Raw genomic sequence first — 16,804 nt, 5'->3', positions numbered from 1 at the left:
TGTTCTTGTTATGGGCAAACACGATCGCCGGACGCGGGCCGCGCCAGCGGTTTCAGGGGACCTACGTACGCTGTGAGGTAATGGTTGAGTGTTGTTCACAATTGTTCAAAGTCAACTCGGCAACTGTTCAATTGTCCTGCCAATGTTGTTCATTTCTGTTCAGCGGTGAACCCGCCAGATTCATCCTTTTCGTGAAACCCACGGCGGATCAAACACTTGGAATTTCTGGCACGAATGTCGCTCTGTCACTTCGGTCGCTTGACTCCAATAAGAAAAAGGCCGAGCCATGTCATTAACGCTGGAGCATGTCAGCCGCACCGTCGAGGGCCAGGTCTGGATCGATGATGCCAGCCTGCGCTTCGAACCCGGGTCGTTCAACGTCCTGCTGGGCCGCACCCTGTCGGGCAAGACCAGCCTGATGCGGCTGATGGCCGGTCTCGACAAGCCGGATGGCGGGCGCATCCTGATGAACGGGGTCGATGTCACCCAGCGCCCGGTGCGCCTGCGCAACGTGTCGATGGTCTATCAGCAGTTCATCAACTACCCGACCATGACCGTGTTCGAGAACATCGCCTCGCCCTTGCGTCAGGCCGGGGTGTCGGCCGAGCTGATCCAGAGCAAGGTGCACGAAACCGCGCAGATGCTGCGCATCGACAAGTTCCTCAAGCGTTATCCGCTGGAACTGTCTGGCGGCCAGCAGCAGCGCACCGCCATGGCCCGGGCGCTGGTCAAGGATGCCGAACTGATCCTGTTCGACGAGCCCCTGGTCAACCTCGACTACAAGCTGCGCGAAGAACTGCGCCAGGAAATGCGCGAGCTGTTCCAGGTCCGCCATACCATCGCCATCTACGCCACCACCGAACCCAACGAGGCGCTGGCCCTGGGCGGCACCACCACCATCCTCCACGAGGGCCGGGTGATCCAGAGTGGCAAGACGGCTGAGGTCTATCATCAGCCGCAGACCGTGCTGGCCGCCGAATTGTTCTCCGAGCCACCGATCAACCTGATGCCGGGGCGCATCGCCGGCAACGAAGTCAGCTTTGCCAATTTTGTGCACTTCCCGCTCAACGTCGACCTGCGCCCGGTGGGTGAGGGCGACTTCCGCTTTGGTGTGCGCCCCAGCCATATCTCCCTGGTGCCGAGCAACGACGACGACCTGGAACTGGCGGTGACCGTCGAGGTGGCGGAAATCAGCGGTTCGGAAACCTTCCTGCATGTGCGCAACGAACACTTCTTGCTGGTACTGCACTTGCCCGGGGTACACGAGTACGACGTCGATGCGCCGATCCGCATCTACATCCCGACCCACAAACTGTTTGTCTTCGACGGCCAGGGGCGCTTGCTGCAGGCGCCCGGGCTACGTGTCGCGAGGGTTGCCTGATGGCCGAAATTCACTTGCACAACCTCGCCCACAGCTACACCCGCACCCCGGCGGGGCCTGAGGACTACGCGATCCGCGAGATGAACCATGTCTGGGAACAGGGCGGGGCCTACGCGTTGCTGGGGCCGTCCGGCTGCGGCAAGTCGACCCTGCTCAACATCATTTCCGGCCTGCTCAGCCCCTCCGAAGGCCAGGTGCTGTTCGACAACAAGGTGGTCAATCAACTGACCCCCGAAAAGCGCAACATTGCCCAGGTTTTCCAGTTTCCGGTGGTCTACGACACCATGACGGTGTTCGACAACCTGGCCTTTCCCCTGCGCAACCAGGGCATGGCCGAGGCCCGGGTACACAGCAAGGTCCAGGAAATCGCCGAGGTCCTCGACCTGCAGGCGCTGCTGGGGAAAAAGGCGCGCAACCTCAGCGCCGACGAAAAACAGAAAGTCTCCATGGGCCGTGGGCTGGTGCGCGACGACGTGTCGGCGATCCTGTTCGACGAGCCCCTGACGGTGATCGACCCGCACCTGAAGTGGAAGCTGCGGCGCAAGCTCAAGCAGATCCACGAGCAGTTCAACATCACCATGGTCTACGTCACCCACGATCAACTCGAGGCCTCGACCTTCGCTGACAAGATCGCGGTGATGTACGGCGGGCAGATCGTCCAGTTCGGCACCCCGCGCGAGCTGTTCGAGCGACCGAGCCATACCTTCGTCGGTTACTTCATCGGCAGCCCGGGGATGAACCTGATCGAGGTCAGCCCACGTCCCGGGGGCGTGGGTTTCGCGGACATCGACTTGCCGTTGTCCGAAGGCCTGCAGCAGCGCATCGCCGAGGCCGCCGGCAAGTCGCTGAAGGTCGGCATCCGCCCGGAGTTCGTGCATGTCTGGGACGAGCCCTTCGATGAGGCGATGCAGACGACGGTGGTGCATGTCGAGGACCTGGGCACCTACAAGATCATGACCCTGAACCTGGGCGGCGTGCCGCTCAAAGTGCGCCTGGCCGAAGACAAGCCGGTGCCCCAGGGCACCGCCTATATCAGCTTTCCGGCCCAGTGGCTGATGGTCTACGCCGATGACTATCTGCTGCCCATGCACGCCAGCAACGAGGGGCAGCCATGAACAAGGTGCAGAACAACAAGGCCTGGTGGCTGGTGCTGCCGGTGTTCCTGCTGGTGGCGTTCAGTGCGGTGATCCCGATGATGACCGTGGTCAACTATTCGGTGCAGGACATCTTCGACCAGTCCAGCCGCTACTTCGTCGGGGCCGACTGGTACAAGCAGGTGCTGCTGGACCCACGACTGCATGACTCGCTGCTGCGCCAGTTCATCTATTCCGCCTGCGTGCTGCTGATCGAGATCCCCCTGGGCATCGGCATCGCCCTGACCATGCCAACCAAAGGCCGCTGGTCGTCGCTGGTGCTGATCATCCTGGCCATCCCGCTGCTGATTCCGTGGAACGTGGTCGGCACCATCTGGCAGATTTTCGGCCGCGCCGACATCGGCCTGCTGGGCTCGACCCTCAACGCCATGGGCATCAGCTACAACTACGCGGCCAACACCATGGACGCCTGGGTCACGGTGCTGGTGATGGATGTCTGGCACTGGACCTCGCTGGTGGCCTTGCTGTGTTTTTCCGGGTTGCGGGCGATTCCGGATGTCTACTACCAGGCCGCCCGGATCGACCGGGCATCCAGTTGGGCGGTGTTTCGCCACATCCAGTTGCCCAAGCTCAAGAGTGTGCTGCTGATCGCGGTAATGCTGCGGTTCATGGACAGCTTCATGATCTACACCGAGCCGTTCGTGCTCACCGGTGGCGGGCCGGGTAACGCCACGACCTTCCTCAGCCAGACCCTGACCCAGATGGCGGTCGGCCAGTTCGACCTGGGGCCGGCGGCGGCCTTCTCCCTGGTGTACTTCCTGATCATCCTGCTGGTGTCCTGGCTGTTCTATACCGCCATGACTCACTCCGACGCCAACCGCTGAGGCCTGACATGAGCAAGACCAAGCTGCTGCCTCTGTTGCTCTACATCCTGTTCCTGCTGGTACCGATCTATTGGTTGCTGAACATGTCGTTCAAGAGCAACACGGAAATCCTCGGTGGCCTGACCCTGTTTCCCCAGGACTTCACCCTGGCCAACTACAAGGTGATCTTCACCGACCCGAGCTGGTACACCGGCTACCTCAACTCGTTGTATTACGTGAGCCTGAACACGGTGATCTCCCTGAGCGTGGCGCTGCCAGCGGCCTACGCGTTCTCCCGTTATCGGTTTCTCGGCGACAAGCACCTGTTCTTCTGGCTGCTGACCAACCGCATGGCGCCACCGGCGGTGTTCCTGTTGCCGTTCTTCCAGCTCTATTCGTCGATCGGCCTGTTCGACACCCACATCGCGGTGGCCCTGGCCCATTGCCTGTTCAACGTGCCGCTGGCGGTGTGGATCCTGGAAGGGTTCATGTCCGGAGTGCCGAAGGAAATCGACGAAACCGCCTACATCGACGGCTACAGTTTCCCCAAGTTCTTCGTCAAGATTTTCATCCCGCTGATCGGTTCGGGCATTGGTGTGACGGCGTTCTTCTGCTTCATGTTTTCCTGGGTCGAGCTGCTGCTGGCGCGCACCCTGACCTCGGTCAATGCCAAGCCGATCGCCGCGGTGATGACTCGCACCGTGTCGGCCTCGGGGATCGATTGGGGCGTGCTGGCGGCGGCCGGGGTGCTGACGATCCTGCCGGGCATGCTGGTGATCTGGTTCGTGCGCAACCATGTGGCCAAGGGCTTTGCCCTGGGCCGAGTGTGAGGAGCTGATGATGGAGTGGATGAACTGGACCCTGCCGACCGCGCTCTTCTTCGGCGCCATCGCCTTGCTGCTGGTGGGCATGACCACCTGGGAACTGCGTTCGCCGAGCATCGCCCGGCGCGGCTTTCTACCGATCAGCACCACCCGTGGTGATCGGCTGTTTATCGGTCTTCTCGGCAGCGCCTACCTGCATTTGCTGGTGATTGGCGTTACCGGCTGGAGCATCTGGGTGGCCACCGGCCTGTCCCTGGTGTGGCTGTTGGTCGTGATGCGTTGGGGCTAGCCGACAATCGGCAATCGTGCTCCGAAACCTAATACAGGAGGTCTCTATGTTCGAGAAAAACAATAAGCTGCGACATAGCGTTTCAGTGGCAGCCATGCTGGCACTCAGCGGGTTGAGCGTTGCGGCCTGGGCCGATGCCTATGAGGATGCCGCGAAAAAATGGATTGGCAGCGAGTTCAAACCCTCGACCCTCACGGCCGAGCAACAGCTGGAAGAGCTGAAGTGGTTCATCAAGGCCTCCGAGCCGTTTCGCGGCATGAAGATCAACGTGGTCTCGGAGACCATCGCCACCCACGAGTACGAGTCCAAGGTGCTGGCCAAGGCCTTCAGCGAAATTACCGGGATCAAGCTGACCCACGACCTGCTGCAGGAAGGTGACGTGGTGGAAAAACTGCAGACCCAGATGCAGTCGGACAAGAACATCTATGACGGCTGGGTCAACGACTCGGACCTGATCGGTACGCACTTTCGCTACGGCAAGACCGAATCGATCACCGACCTGATGGCCAATGAAGGCAAGGACTACACCTCGCCGACCCTCGACCTCAAGGACTTCATCGGTCTTTCCTTCACCACTGCACCGGACGGCAAAATCTACCAGTTGCCCGACCAGCAGTTCGCCAACCTGTACTGGTTCCGCGCCGACTGGTTCGAGCGAGCGGACCTGAAGGCCAAGTTCAAGGAGAAGTACGGCTACGAGCTGGGCGTACCGGTGAACTGGTCGGCCTATGAGGACATCGCCAAGTTCTTCACCGAAGACGTCAAGGAAATCGACGGCAAGCGGGTCTATGGGCACATGGACTACGGCAAGAAGGACCCGTCCCTGGGCTGGCGGTTCACCGATGCGTGGTTCTCCATGGCCGGTGGGGGCGACAAAGGCCTGCCCAATGGCTTGCCGGTGGATGAGTGGGGCATTCGCGTCGAGGATTGCCACCCGGTCGGTTCCAGCGTGACCCGCGGTGGCGATACCAACGGCCCGGCGGCGGTGTTCGCGACACAGAAATATGTCGACTGGATGAAGGCCTACGCACCACCGGAAGCGGCCGGCATGACCTTCTCCGAATCCGGGCCGGTGCCCTCCCAGGGCAACATCGCCCAGCAGATCTTCTGGTACACCGCCTTTACCGCCGACATGACCAAGCCGGGCCTGGCGGTGATGAACGCCGACGGCACGCCGAAATGGCGGATGGCGCCATCACCGCGCGGACCCTACTGGGAGGAGGGCATGAAGCTGGGCTATCAGGACGTGGGGTCCTGGACGTTCATGAAGTCGACGCCGGAGAAACAGAAACTCGCGGCCTGGCTCTATGCCCAGTTCGTCACTTCAAAAACCGTGTCGCTGAAAAAGACCATCGTCGGCCTGACGCCGATTCGTGAGTCGGACATCAACTCCCAGGCCATGACCGACCTGGCGCCCAAGCTGGGTGGCCTGGTGGAGTTCTACCGCAGCCCGGCCCGTGTGCAATGGACCCCGACCGGGACCAACGTGCCGGACTATCCGCGCCTGGCCCAACTGTGGTGGAGCCATATTGCCGAAGCCGCCAGCGGCGAGAAAACCCCGCAACAGGCCCTCGACGGTCTGGCCAAGGACCAGGACGCCATCATGGCCCGGCTCGAACGCTCCAAGGTCCAACCGGTCTGCGGTCCGAAAATGAACCCGGAGCGCGATGCGCAATACTGGTTTGACCAACCGGGCGCGCCGAAACCGAAACTGGCCAACGAGAAACCCAAGGGCGAGACCGTGAGCTATGCCGAACTGCTGAAGTCGTGGGAGGCGGCGCGCAAGTAAGTGAGGGGGGTGGGGGAGCAACGGCACCTTTGGGTGCCGTTTTTTTTCAGCCGTTCCATCCTCCGCGCCTGCCTGGAAACGGCTAACCTGTTATCGGGTGTACCTCGGTCGGTCATTGGTTCCTCCGAAAACATTTCTGTAGGAAACCAATTGTTTCTATTGGTGAAGTTTCCTATTCCACTGGGTCGGCCTGTTTTCGGGCTCGTGATCTGGTTATTGTCCGCCGTACTATTTTCTTCGCTCGGTTGAGTGTGATTCTGGTGTGTTTGTCAGGCGTGAAGGTGTGCCGATGGCCAGTGATTGTCTGCCCCAGGTCCACCGCCAAAGTGTTCATGAAACTGACGGTCAATAGGCTGGACTCGACCGGACGAAATGGAGAGCAAGCTCAATGAATGAAGGTCATTTTATCGGTTTGAAAGACAGGACCACCTGTGGTGGCGTCGTTCTGGACGGTGATATCAGGATTATGCTGTACGGCCTGGCCCATGCCCGCGAAGGGGACCGAGTCACGTGTGGGAAGGACGGCAAGACCTATCGAATCGTAGGGGGCGTTGCGCACATAGTCAGTCACGGCAAACCGCTGGCGGGCACGCTGGACAGCTTCAGCAACTGCCCCTGTAAGGCCCAGTTGATCCCCTCCGTCTTCACGGCCACTTATGAGCGTCAGGTCGATCCTGCTCCAGGTGCCACCCTGGGCACCGCTCAGCCGACAACGCCTCCCGCTACTCGCCATTCGATTGCGCCGCGTCCATCCGGGATTACCCCCTCAAGTAATCCCGTGCCAGGCATCTCTCCGGACGCAGGCCAAGCTTAGCCACGGCCCTGAAACCACCAGCTTTACCGGCCAGACAGCGACCTGGCGTGGTATGAGTGCGCAGGTGATGGACAAGCACCTGACCAGGCTGCCCGACACTCGTTGTGGGGGCAGCGGCACCTTCAGGTGTTGATTAAGGGACAAAGTCAAAACGCTTGCCGAAGGTCGATTGCGTGCCAGTAACCGCAGTTTTACCTGCAGCCAGGCAAGTGTCCCGATGATGTGAATTGTTACTTGAGCAGCCCTAAATCCCACAATGCGACAAGTAAAGCCTGGGTAACGATCAATCCAACAATGCTCCATTGCAGAGCTACACGTTTTCTTCGTAGTGGAAGGGGGAAGTTGCTTATATCTTCAGCGCTGACGAGGCCGTGTTTAAGAAAAAAGCAGGGAAATGTAACAGCGCTGGCAATACCGCCCACTAACTGCAACTTGCCCCAAGGGCCTGTGTGTTTGTGCGTAGCGACAGTGATTAGCGAGGAACTGTTCTGGAAATACGCCGCCATTGCTTCAGTCTTGGTGTAACCCAGGTACAGTGCGATCCCAATACAAGTAGACAAGCCAAGGAGGACTAAGCCACATAGGCTTCCGACAACCAGTTCAGCAGTGTTCACTGGATATTCTCATAGACGATTTCGCCAATTGCCTCACCCATCCTATCGCCGAGTTTTCCGGTTGTGTAAGAACCGCCGCCAACTACGACGGCGCTACACGCCAACTCTCAAACACCACCTGTTGGTATGCCCAATGCGATGTACATCGCAGTAACTGCGGGGGCGGTCAACGGGCCCTTCAATGCGTACTGGAGTTATAACTCGGGTGTCTAGGGGCTGCGGAACATGGCGCAATCTAGTGACGGTTCCACAATGCATAGGCGGCCAACAACCAGACGATGCTGATGTTGATTATTGTATTCATCACCATGAGCCATTTCCTAAGGCGTAAAGGAAAATGCTGGATATCGTCCAGATCTGCCAGCCCTCGCTTGACCAGCAGGCGCGGGAACAGAACAGTCGCGCTAATTCTGGCAAGCAAGATCAAGCGGCCGAATGGCCCGGCGTCTTTGAGGTTTGCCCAAAGCATGACGTCCCGGCAATGTTTTAAAGCCTCTAACATGGCGGGCAGTCGTGTGTACGCGAGATAAAGACCAATACCCATTCCGATCATTCCAAAAACGAACGGCAAGACGAGGTACATCAGTGCGTATAGGGGTGGCCAACTGTTGAGGTCAATCATGGGCGTACTACTTCATACAGAAGATCACCGCCTTTCTCTCCTGCCTCAGTACCTATGGATGTCCCCACTAGAGAACCAATGCCAATCAGAGCCGCAGCGCATGCGATCCCTCCAATGGCTGTAGTGATACCGAGAGCCATGCATATCGACGAAGTCGAGCGGGCACCCGCGTAAGCTCCCAGTGAGCCACCCGCTGTCCCGAGCAAAAACTTGCCGCCTTCAACAAACCTGACACGCTCACATGCCACAGAGTCGGGGTTGTCGCTACAAACCTGTTGGGTGCTCAGGTACCCGGAAACACCGCCGATCAATACACCTATATAGCCACCGGCTTTCATGTACCGGCTGGCCCGGGCGACTTTTCCCAGATGGGTGGCGTATCCGGGCAGTTGTCCAGGCACACCTGCCTTCTTCCAATGATGAACGATGCTGCGACTGGACATGCCAAGGGCATTCTTCAGCTTGCGATAATCGTTGTCTGGTTGGCAATCAGGCGGGGCGGCGGGTCGCATTTGCAGTGGCAAAGATCGCCGTCCAGGGCAGCCGCGCGTCCCCCCATAAGTTCCGGCAGGTGCGGGCCGTCACAGACGATGACGCCGGTGCTGTCACATGCCGGGCATTCGACTTCGTCGCCTTCGCAAGCGATAGCCTGGCCATCGATGGTCCAGGATCCGTAGCCCGTCCGTACCGTACCGTTGACTGTGGTTTTTGCCCCCACGGTGATGTTGTAGCGCCTCATGCGGATGCGTCCTTGTTTGCTCGAGAGGACGCACGCTAGATGAGGATATGATGGGGTTAAATCAGACGCTTCTTCGAATGATGTAGGTTGATTCTGTAATCGTCTGTCTGAAACAACCGTCCACCGGTACGGCATGCCCTGATCGGCGAAACCGGCTAAACTGCCGCACGATTTTTGTTGAGTGTTTTCCATGCAAATTGCCTTGGCGCCCATGGAGGGGTTGGTCGACAACATCCTGCGGGACGTGCTGACCCGGGTTGGCGGTATCGATTGGTGCGTGACCGAGTTCATCCGGATCAACGATCAACTGCTCACCCCTGCCTATTTCCACAAGTTCGGTCCTGAATTGCTCAACGGTGCCAAGACCGCTGCCGGCGTGCCGCTGCGTGTGCAATTGCTCGGTTCCGATCCGGTGTGCCTGGCGGAAAACGCGGCGTTGGCCTGTGAGCTGGGCTCGCAGGTGATCGACCTGAACTTCGGCTGCCCGGCCAAGACCGTCAACAAGTCCCGTGGCGGTGCGGTGCTGCTCAAGGAGCCCGAGCTGCTCAACCAGATCGTCGAGCATGTCCGGCGCGCCGTTCCGGCGCACATCCCGGTGACCGCCAAGATGCGCCTGGGCTTTGATAGCCCGGACGGTTCGCTGGTGTGTGCCACCGCGCTGGCCGAAGGCGGCGCGGAGCACATCGTGGTGCATGCGCGGACCAAGATGGACGGTTACAAGCCGCCGGCGCATTGGGAGTGGATCCCGCGGGTGCAGGAAGTGGTCAAGGTGCCGGTGTTCGCCAATGGCGATATCTGGAGCGTCGACGACTGGCGCCGATGCCGCGAGATCAGCGGGGTGGAAGACATCATGCTGGGTCGCGGCCTGGTGTCGCGCCCTGACCTGGCGCGACAGATCGCTGCCGCCCGGGCGGGTGAAGAGGTGGTCGAGATGACCTGGGCCGAGCTGTTGCCGTTGATCCAGGCGTTCTGGCTGCAGGCCAAGGCGCAGATGACAGCGCGTCAATCGCCGGGTCGCTTGAAGCAATGGCTGGCGATGTTGACCCGCAATTATCCGGAGGCGGTGGAGCTGTTTACCCTCATGCGCCGGGAGACGGAGCTGGACCAGGTTTCCCGTTTGCTGGGTTTGCAGGTCGCTGAAGCGGCCTGAAAAAAACTGCAAAAAACCTCTTGAAATGCAATCAGCGGTCCTTATCTAAGGGTTACGCGATGCCGAATTCGGGTCGCGGAGACAAAAAACCTTGCTGATTGTTTTCAGGAGATTTGAACCATGAGTACCGCATTTTCCCTGGCTCCACTGTTCCGTTCTTCGGTAGGTTTCGATCGTTTCAACGATCTGTTCGAGTCTGCGCTGCGCAACGAGCCCGGCAGCAGCTACCCACCCTACAACGTTGAAAAACACGGTGATGACCAGTACCGCATTGTCGTGGCGGCAGCCGGCTTCCAGGAAGAAGACCTGGAGCTGCAAGTCGAAAAAGGCGTATTGACCATCAGTGGCGGCAAACGCGACAGCAATGACAGCGTGACCTTCCTGCACCAGGGCATCGCCCAGCGCGCGTTCAAACTGTCGTTCCGCCTGGCCGATCACATCGAGATCAAGGCCGCGGACCTGCGCAATGGCCTGTTGAGCATCGACCTGCTGCGCATCGTGCCGGAAGAGGCGAAAGCCAAACGCATCCCGATCAACGGCGAGCAAAAACCTGCACTGCAGCACTGAGTCACCGCAATGAAGAAGGGCGCCGATGGCGCCCTTTTTTATCGGCTGTCTGTAGGAGTCGCCGGACTCACGTCCATCCATACCGCACCAGGTGAAAGAAGATCGGCGCGGCGAAACACACCGAGTCCAGGCGGTCGAGCATGCCGCCGTGGCCTTCGATCATGTGCCCCCAGTCCTTGACGCCGCGGTCGCGCTTGATGGCCGACATCACGATGCCGCCGGCAAACCCCAGCAGATTGATCAGCAGGGCGATCAGGAATGACTGCCATACAGTGAACGGGGTAATCCAGCACAGCGCGGCCCCAATCACGGAAGCCAGGAGGATGCCGCCGACAAAACCTTCGACAGTCTTGGACGGGGACAGGTTGGGCGCGATCTTGTGTTTGCCAAACAGTTTGCCGCAGACGTACTGCAGGACGTCCGACATCTGCACCACTATCACCAGGTAGGCGATCAGCAGCAGGTTGCGCCCCTCATAACCACCAATGTCCAGGGTCAGCAGGGCCGGTACGTGCGACACGCAGAACACCGCGATCATCAGCCCCCACTGGACCTTGGAGGCGCGCTCGAGAAAGTGCGTGCTGTCCCCGCCCAGTGACGCGAGGATCGGCAGCAACAGGAATACGTAGACCGGAATGAAGATCGAGAACAGCCCGTACCAGTCGAAGTAAATCAGCAGGTACTGCAGTGGCAGCGCCAGGTAGAAGGCCGCCACCAGGGCCGGGTAGTCGCTGCGCCGGGTCGGGGTGAGGGTCATGAACTCGCGCAGGGCGTAGAAGGATACGGCGTAAAACAGCAGGATGACCGCACTGGTGCCGAGCCAGAAAGCGATGCCGATCACTGCCACCATTACCCACCAGGCGTTGATCCGCGCGTTGAGGTTATCGATCACCGGGTCAGGCGTGCCGCGCTTGCGCAGCTTGAGGGTCCAGCCGATCAGTGAGGCGAGCAGCAGGAAAGCGCCAATCCCGCCAAACAGCATCAGGGTTTGTCTATCCATGTCAGGCCAGTTCCTCTGCCAGGTCCAGCAGCGCTGCACGGCTGCGCTGGAGAAATTGCTCTTTGCTTTCATCGGCCTCCAGGGTAAACGCCGCGCCAAAACGGGTGGTGCATAACAACGGGAGCGGCAGGAAACGACCCTTGGGCATGACGCGGTTGAGGTTGGCGATCCATACCGGGACCAGTTCGACCTCCGGGTATGCTTTGGCCAGGTGATAGATCCCGCTTTTGAATGGCAGCAGACCCTCCTCGAGGTTGCGGGTGCCTTCGGGGAAGATGATCAGTGAGTCGCCGTTGGCCAGGGCGTCGAGTATCGGCAGCAAGGGGTTGTCAGTCGGCTCCTTGCGTTCGCGGTCGACCAGCACACCGTTGAATACTCGGTTGATGATGTAGCGGCGCAGCGGGGTGGTTTGCCAGTAATCGGCACCCGCCACGGGGCGGGTCATTTTTCGCAGGGCCGGTGGCAGCGAGGCCCAGAGCAACACGAAGTCACCATGGCTGCTGTGGTTGGCGAAGTAGATGCGCTGCACCGCTTGCGGCGCGCAACCGAGCCACAGGCTACGGGCGCCAGTAATGGTGCGTGCCGCGGAGGTGATGAGGGTGGCGACCAGGGGTTCGAGCATGAAAGTTCCTTATTCAGCGAAGGCCAGCCAGGGGCCGGCCAGGATGAAACCCAGTGTCAGCAGCACCTGCACCGCCACCAGCAGGGCCTGGCGCCGTAGCAGGTTGAGGGCGCCGCCTGTACGTTCGCTCCACAGGCGGCCACCCCGTGCGGCAGGTTGCAGGCCGAGGGCGGCGAGGGCGTGATCCAGGGCCTCGGTACGCAAGGCCAGGGGTTGATTGCCGTCGGCTATGCGCTGGAACAGTTCCGCGTCGAACGCGACCCGCAGGGCCCAGTATTTTTGCAACAGGCCCAGCACCAGCAGGGCGGCGCTGCACAGCAGCGCCCAGGCGCCGGGGCTGGCCAACAGATACTGGCTCAAGCCAAGCAAGGCGCCGACCAGCGCGAGGCCGGTGGACAGTTGATCCAGGGAGGCCCCGCGGCGCAGCAGGCTGGCGGTCGTGTGCAGTTCCATGTCAGTGGTCATGGGCAGGCTCCGTGCTCAAGCACAAGGGTGTCAGGGCGACTCGGTGGGCCTGGCGCAGGACGATGCCCGGGCGGGCCCGTTGCAGTTGCAGGATCGCTTGGTCGAGGGTGGCAGCCCTGCCGCTGTGCAGCAGCCAGGCGGCTACCGCAGTGGCACTGCGTGAATAACCGAGGGCGCAACAGACCAGCAGCGGACCGTGCTGGCGCAGGTCTTCGATGGCCTGCGCAGCTTCCAGGCATTGCGCAGTGGTGGGGGCGGTCAGATCGAGCACGGGCAGCGAGCGATAGGCCAGGTTTCCCGGGTCCAGCGACAACTCGGCACACAGGTCGAGCACTGCCTTGAACGGGCTGTCCTGCAGTTCCCGGCGGGTCGGAATCCGCCCCAGCCACACACCATCGAGCACCCGATCGGGCTGCGGATGGCGGCGTGTCCACCCGCGTGAGTTGAGCCACGCCGCGGCCAGGTAGGGCGCCAACAACCAGCGTGCGGCCCAGCTCAGGCGCCCGTCGGCGCGCTTTTGAAAACCACTGGCGTCCAGTACCGCGTAATTCAACGCGACCAACAGCAAGGCCAGCGTCGGCCAGAGCAACCACAACCCGCCACCCCCGATGCGCCAGGCCAGGAGGCACAAGACCCCGGCGCCTATCAGATAGCCCAGGCTCAGTGTCCAGCGCTTGCTGTCGCGGGCCAGCCGGGCACTGCACAGCGGACTCGGGCGATCCAGCGGCCACAGCCAGACACACAGCCAGCCGAGCAAGGCGCCCGTGGGCAAATCGATGAAGTGATGCTGGTAGGTGGTCAGTACCGACACTCCGATCAGGCCAAACCAGACATGCATCAACCCGCGCCAGAGACCCGATAGATGTCGCTGGTAGCAGGTCCACAACACCACCAGCAGGGCAATGTGCAGGGAGGGTGCCTGATTGAATGGTTTGTCGAAGCCGGCCAGGACCTCGAACAGCCAGCCGAAAACCCCATCGAGTTCGGGCCGTTCGAAGGTGAAGCGTAATGGCCACAGCAGAAAACAACTGACCGCGATCAGTTGCGCGGTCAGCAGGCGCAACGCATGACGCTTGAGCTCCTGGCGAGTGTCGGGTAGCAGCAACGACAGGCCATACAGCAGGTCGATCGACCAATAGGGCACGATGCTCCACGCCCAGAACGGCACGTGGTTTTCCCAGTCAAATACCAGGCTGCCGACCTCGGCGCGCTGGGTAGTGACCCAGGTGGCAAAGCCGTAAGTGGCAAAAAACAACGGTGCCAACACCAGCAGCCAGAGCACCGCGGGCTTCAACAAGCCGGGTTCACGCTGCCCGGTGGTGGCGTGGCTCATGCCTGCACGCGTTGGGCGAGGGCGACGCTGAAAATGCCCCATTCATCGACCCGCTGGGTGATTTTGCGAAAACCGGCAGCCGCGACCAACTGGTCCATCTCTGCCTGGCTGCGCCGGCGCATGACCCAGGCCTGGCCTTCCCGGTGGCTGGTCAGGGCACGGGCAATCAGCTCCAGCTGCGGGTGCCAGGGTTGGCCGGTGTAGACCAGGTAACCGCCGACTGGCACCGCGTCCGCCAGGCCCGCGAGGGAGTCGCCAACCCTCTGGTTGTCGGCGAACAGTTCGTACAGACCGGACACCACGGCGAGGGTCGGTTGCGGGTCGAGGGCCGCCAGGTCGGCGCGGTCGAAGGCATCGCCCTTGACGAAGCGGGCGATGTTTTCCAGGCCCTTCTCGCGAATCAAGGCACCGCCGTCGCGCACATTGATGTCGCTGTAGTCACGCAACACGATTGACTCGGGCAGCGGGGCAACCCCCTGCAAGGCTTCGAGAATGTAGCGTCCGTGGCCGGCGGCGATGTCGACGATCCGCACCGCGCTGCCTTGCTCGCGCAACTGTACGATCGCCAGGCGCAGCAGTTCCTCGACATGCAGTTTGCGCTGGCGAATACCGCGCCAGCCGATCGAGTCCAGGTAGTTACGGTCGATCATCCGCCCGACGGCGGAGGTGCCGGTGGGGGTGTTGCGGTAGACGTAGTCCAGGGTGCTGCCGGAGTCGAAACCTGTGTCGAAACCCAGCTTGAGTCCGCTCGACAGTCGACTGCCCAGGCGCATGCTGGCGCGGGTCATGCGCCAGTAGCGGTCGCCCAGGGAGTTGTGTGGCAAGGGCGCGGCCAGGGCTTCCGATTCGGCGCACGTCAGGCCCAGGCGGTCGGCGGCCAACAGCGAAGGGCGCTCGAGCGGTTGCTGGAAGTTCTGCACAATGAAGCGCCGGGCACTGGCGACGGCGATACCGCGACGCTGCTCGCCGAGGGTGTCGTGGAAGAAGCCTGGCAGGATGTGTTTTTCCTTGTGCAGGCTGCCCAGGCGCTCGAAGAACTGCTCTTGCGGTCGGCGATGCACCACGAAGTCGGCACCGGAGATCAGGAGCTGGGTGGGTACCTGCATGGCCTGGGCATCGGCGACCACTCGCTCGGCGGCGTTATACAGACCGAGCAGTACATTTACCGAAATGGCTTTGGTGATCAGCGGGTCGTTGTCGTAGGACGCCACCCGTTCCGGGTCATGGCTGAGAAAGCGCGCCTTGACATAGCTGTTGACGAAAAAGTTACCGCGAAACCGCCGCATCAGGGCCAGCCCCTGACGGGCGAACGGTACGTAGAGCTTCACGTTGAACGCCGGCGACGCCAACACCAGTGCGCGGATGTTGGGGGCGTAGTCGTGGACCCAGGTCGCGACGATCACCGCCCCGACGCTCTGGGCAATCACGGCCATGTTCGACTCGGCAATCTGGTAGGTCGCCTGCAGGTGATCGCAGAACGTCTGCACGTCACGCACGCTGGTAGCAAAGCTCGGGCTGTCGCCACGCTCGCCCGGGGACAGCCCGTGGCCCCGTGAATCCCAGGCAAAGAAATCCACTTCGGGCAGGTCCAGTTCGTCCACCAGATGGGCGATGCGCCCGGAATGTTCGTGGCCACGGTGGAACAGCAGCACGGCGTTGCGCGGTTCGCCCGGGGCCGGGGTGCCTGGCCAGTAGCGATAGAACAGTTGCACGCCGTCGTGGGTAGTGAATGTCTGGTGCTGGGCTTGGCGCATGACGACTTCCTTAGGCTGAAGGGGCGTTTTCCTGGACTTCCTTGAGACCCTGGCGGACCCGGTTGACCAAGGTGCAGGCCAGCAGGACTGCGATCAGCGCGAACACCCCGTTGATCCACGGAGCGCTGGCCCAGCCCAGTGCGATAACCATGGCCAGGAGCCCCAGCACCAACGCCCGATCGCTCTTGCCCATCGGCCCGTCATAACGGCGCGATGCACCGATCATCGGGCCCAATACACCGGCGTATTCACTGAACACCGCAAGCAGGGTCACCAGCAGCACCAGCAGCAGGCTGACGTCGGCGATCAGGGCGAAGGGCAGAATCAGCGCGCAGTCGGCGACCACGTCGCACAACTCATTGAGGTAGGCCCCCAGGGCCGATTGCTGGTCGAACTCGCGGGCGAGCATGCCGTCGATGGCGTTGAGGGCCATGCGCAGCAGCATCCACAGGGGAACCAGGGCGAACAACCAGGCGTGTTGGGCAAAAGCGCTGATCGCTACACCTACCAGCACCGAACCGAGGCCTGCCAGTAGGGTGATCTGATTGGCCGTGGTGCCGTTATCGAACAGGCGCCGGACCAGCGGTCGCAAGAGGTTCTGAAACGCAGGTTTGAGCTGGTAGAGGCTAGGCACGGTATGGAGTCTCGGCGAGGGAGCGTACGGCTGGTTAATGCCGGCGGAAAATATGCGGTGTGAGTTTAGATGGCTTCTGGCAGGGGGGGGGGGGGGGGGGCAAAATTAACCGTTTGTTCCAAGAAAAAAAAGGGTGGTTTGTGGATTGGAAGGGGGTTTGTTTCCCGTGCGGGGAATGGAGTATGCCCAGGAATAATGACAACCGCCCTGTCTTTGGATAAACACGTAACCACCCCCGACCGGCACGCAC

At 61.1% G+C, this 16,804-nt stretch carries 18 protein-coding genes; 9 read left to right on the top strand and 9 right to left on the bottom strand.

Annotated features, from left to right (window positions below):
- Positions 1-286 precede the first annotated feature (286 nt).
- The 7 genes from H7995_RS06445 (at position 287) to H7995_RS06415 (ending at position 7,054) form a co-directional block, all read left to right on the top strand.
- On the top strand, positions 287-1,381 hold the full coding sequence (locus tag H7995_RS06445) for an ABC transporter ATP-binding protein (protein ID WP_185818138.1): 1,095 nt from the start codon (positions 287-289) through the stop codon (positions 1,379-1,381).
- Positions 1,381-2,496, top strand: a complete 1,116-nt coding sequence (locus tag H7995_RS06440) for an ABC transporter ATP-binding protein (RefSeq protein WP_185818137.1) — start codon at positions 1,381-1,383, stop codon at positions 2,494-2,496. The genes H7995_RS06445 and H7995_RS06440 overlap by 1 nt, the downstream gene beginning before the upstream one ends.
- Positions 2,493-3,359, top strand: coding sequence for a carbohydrate ABC transporter permease (locus H7995_RS06435; RefSeq protein ID WP_166591439.1), 867 nt, complete (start codon positions 2,493-2,495; stop codon positions 3,357-3,359). Before H7995_RS06440 ends, H7995_RS06435 begins: the two co-directional genes overlap by 4 nt.
- An 8-nt stretch (positions 3,360-3,367) precedes the next feature.
- Positions 3,368-4,168 carry a carbohydrate ABC transporter permease gene (locus H7995_RS06430; RefSeq protein WP_095171355.1) on the top strand — a complete coding sequence of 267 codons (801 nt, stop codon included), beginning with the start codon at positions 3,368-3,370 and terminating at the stop codon, positions 4,166-4,168.
- Between the two features lie 10 nt (positions 4,169-4,178).
- Complete coding sequence (locus H7995_RS06425; RefSeq protein WP_166591440.1) at positions 4,179-4,451, top strand: DUF2160 domain-containing protein; 273 nt, start codon at positions 4,179-4,181, stop codon at positions 4,449-4,451.
- A 46-nt stretch (positions 4,452-4,497) separates the two neighbouring features.
- Positions 4,498-6,240 (top strand): ABC transporter substrate-binding protein, encoded by a 1,743-nt coding sequence (locus tag H7995_RS06420; RefSeq protein ID WP_166591441.1) that lies wholly within the window; start codon positions 4,498-4,500, stop codon positions 6,238-6,240.
- Positions 6,241-6,628: 388 nt separating this feature from the next.
- A complete protein-coding gene (locus H7995_RS06415) occupies positions 6,629-7,054 on the top strand; it encodes a PAAR domain-containing protein (RefSeq protein ID WP_166591442.1) in 426 nt (141 codons plus the stop codon).
- A gap of 230 nt (positions 7,055-7,284) precedes the next feature.
- Here the strand turns inward: H7995_RS06415 and H7995_RS06410 are convergent, their stop codons facing one another.
- The 3 genes from H7995_RS06410 to H7995_RS28435 form a co-directional block, all read right to left on the bottom strand.
- A complete protein-coding gene (locus H7995_RS06410) occupies positions 7,285-7,668 on the bottom strand; it encodes a hypothetical protein (protein ID WP_185818136.1) in 384 nt (127 codons plus the stop codon).
- A 235-nt stretch (positions 7,669-7,903) separates the two neighbouring features.
- Positions 7,904-8,290, bottom strand: coding sequence for a hypothetical protein (locus H7995_RS06405; RefSeq protein WP_185818135.1), 387 nt, complete (start codon positions 8,288-8,290; stop codon positions 7,904-7,906).
- Between the two features lie 457 nt (positions 8,291-8,747).
- Complete coding sequence (locus tag H7995_RS28435) at positions 8,748-9,221, bottom strand: PAAR domain-containing protein (protein WP_244647643.1); 474 nt, start codon at positions 9,219-9,221, stop codon at positions 8,748-8,750.
- Here H7995_RS28435 and H7995_RS06395 point away from each other — a divergent pair.
- Entirely contained in the window at positions 9,220-10,179 is a 960-nt protein-coding gene (locus H7995_RS06395) for a tRNA dihydrouridine synthase (protein ID WP_166591450.1), read from the top strand. The genes H7995_RS28435 and H7995_RS06395 overlap by 2 nt on opposite strands.
- Positions 10,180-10,299: 120 nt before the next feature.
- Positions 10,300-10,746, top strand: coding sequence for an Hsp20 family protein (locus H7995_RS06390; RefSeq protein ID WP_095171347.1), 447 nt, complete (start codon positions 10,300-10,302; stop codon positions 10,744-10,746).
- Between the two features lie 67 nt (positions 10,747-10,813).
- Here the strand turns inward: H7995_RS06390 and H7995_RS06385 are convergent, their stop codons facing one another.
- Genes H7995_RS06385 through H7995_RS06360 form a run of 6 tightly spaced genes read right to left on the bottom strand, consistent with a single transcriptional unit; the run spans position 10,814 to position 16,554 of the window.
- Positions 10,814-11,746: a phosphatidate cytidylyltransferase gene (locus tag H7995_RS06385; protein WP_182341081.1), complete on the bottom strand. Its 933-nt coding sequence runs from the start codon at positions 11,744-11,746 to the stop codon at positions 10,814-10,816.
- A 1-nt stretch (position 11,747) separates the two neighbouring features.
- Entirely contained in the window at positions 11,748-12,368 is a 621-nt protein-coding gene (locus H7995_RS06380; RefSeq protein WP_182341078.1) for a lysophospholipid acyltransferase family protein, read from the bottom strand.
- 9 nt (positions 12,369-12,377) lie between these two features.
- Complete coding sequence (locus H7995_RS06375) at positions 12,378-12,833, bottom strand: hypothetical protein (RefSeq protein WP_182341075.1); 456 nt, start codon at positions 12,831-12,833, stop codon at positions 12,378-12,380.
- Positions 12,823-14,166: a phosphatase PAP2/dual specificity phosphatase family protein gene (locus tag H7995_RS06370; protein ID WP_182341072.1), complete on the bottom strand. Its 1,344-nt coding sequence runs from the start codon at positions 14,164-14,166 to the stop codon at positions 12,823-12,825. Before H7995_RS06370 ends, H7995_RS06375 begins: the two co-directional genes overlap by 11 nt.
- Positions 14,163-15,920: a bifunctional alpha/beta hydrolase/class I SAM-dependent methyltransferase gene (locus H7995_RS06365; protein WP_185818134.1), complete on the bottom strand. Its 1,758-nt coding sequence runs from the start codon at positions 15,918-15,920 to the stop codon at positions 14,163-14,165. The genes H7995_RS06370 and H7995_RS06365 overlap by 4 nt, the downstream gene beginning before the upstream one ends.
- A 10-nt stretch (positions 15,921-15,930) precedes the next feature.
- The gene (locus H7995_RS06360) at positions 15,931-16,554 is read right to left on the bottom strand and encodes a CDP-alcohol phosphatidyltransferase family protein (protein WP_182341066.1); all 624 of its coding nucleotides are present in this window, start codon (positions 16,552-16,554) and stop codon (positions 15,931-15,933) included.
- Positions 16,555-16,804: the final 250 nt, after the last annotated feature.

The organism is Pseudomonas kielensis (assembly GCF_014236655.1).
Classification (GTDB): Bacteria; Pseudomonadota; Gammaproteobacteria; order Pseudomonadales; family Pseudomonadaceae; genus Aquipseudomonas; species Aquipseudomonas kielensis.
This window is presented reverse-complemented; position numbering and strand designations above follow the sequence as displayed.

Coding starts and splice junctions, on each gene's coding strand:
- H7995_RS06445 (WP_185818138.1), top strand. CDS start 287: ATGTCATTAACGCTGGAGCATGTCAGCCGCACCGTCGAGGGCCAGGTC.
- H7995_RS06440 (WP_185818137.1), top strand. CDS start 1,381: ATGGCCGAAATTCACTTGCACAACCTCGCCCACAGCTACACCCGCACC.
- H7995_RS06435 (WP_166591439.1), top strand. CDS start 2,493: ATGAACAAGGTGCAGAACAACAAGGCCTGGTGGCTGGTGCTGCCGGTG.
- H7995_RS06430 (WP_095171355.1), top strand. CDS start 3,368: ATGAGCAAGACCAAGCTGCTGCCTCTGTTGCTCTACATCCTGTTCCTG.
- H7995_RS06425 (WP_166591440.1), top strand. CDS start 4,179: ATGGAGTGGATGAACTGGACCCTGCCGACCGCGCTCTTCTTCGGCGCC.
- H7995_RS06420 (WP_166591441.1), top strand. CDS start 4,498: ATGTTCGAGAAAAACAATAAGCTGCGACATAGCGTTTCAGTGGCAGCC.
- H7995_RS06415 (WP_166591442.1), top strand. CDS start 6,629: ATGAATGAAGGTCATTTTATCGGTTTGAAAGACAGGACCACCTGTGGT.
- H7995_RS06405 (WP_185818135.1), bottom strand. CDS start 8,290: ATGATTGACCTCAACAGTTGGCCACCCCTATACGCACTGATGTACCTC.
- H7995_RS06395 (WP_166591450.1), top strand. CDS start 9,220: ATGCAAATTGCCTTGGCGCCCATGGAGGGGTTGGTCGACAACATCCTG.
- H7995_RS28435 (WP_244647643.1), bottom strand. CDS start 9,221: ATGGAAAACACTCAACAAAAATCGTGCGGCAGTTTAGCCGGTTTCGCC.
- H7995_RS06390 (WP_095171347.1), top strand. CDS start 10,300: ATGAGTACCGCATTTTCCCTGGCTCCACTGTTCCGTTCTTCGGTAGGT.
- H7995_RS06385 (WP_182341081.1), bottom strand. CDS start 11,746: ATGGATAGACAAACCCTGATGCTGTTTGGCGGGATTGGCGCTTTCCTG.
- H7995_RS06380 (WP_182341078.1), bottom strand. CDS start 12,368: ATGCTCGAACCCCTGGTCGCCACCCTCATCACCTCCGCGGCACGCACC.
- H7995_RS06375 (WP_182341075.1), bottom strand. CDS start 12,833: ATGACCACTGACATGGAACTGCACACGACCGCCAGCCTGCTGCGCCGC.
- H7995_RS06370 (WP_182341072.1), bottom strand. CDS start 14,166: ATGAGCCACGCCACCACCGGGCAGCGTGAACCCGGCTTGTTGAAGCCC.
- H7995_RS06365 (WP_185818134.1), bottom strand. CDS start 15,920: ATGCGCCAAGCCCAGCACCAGACATTCACTACCCACGACGGCGTGCAA.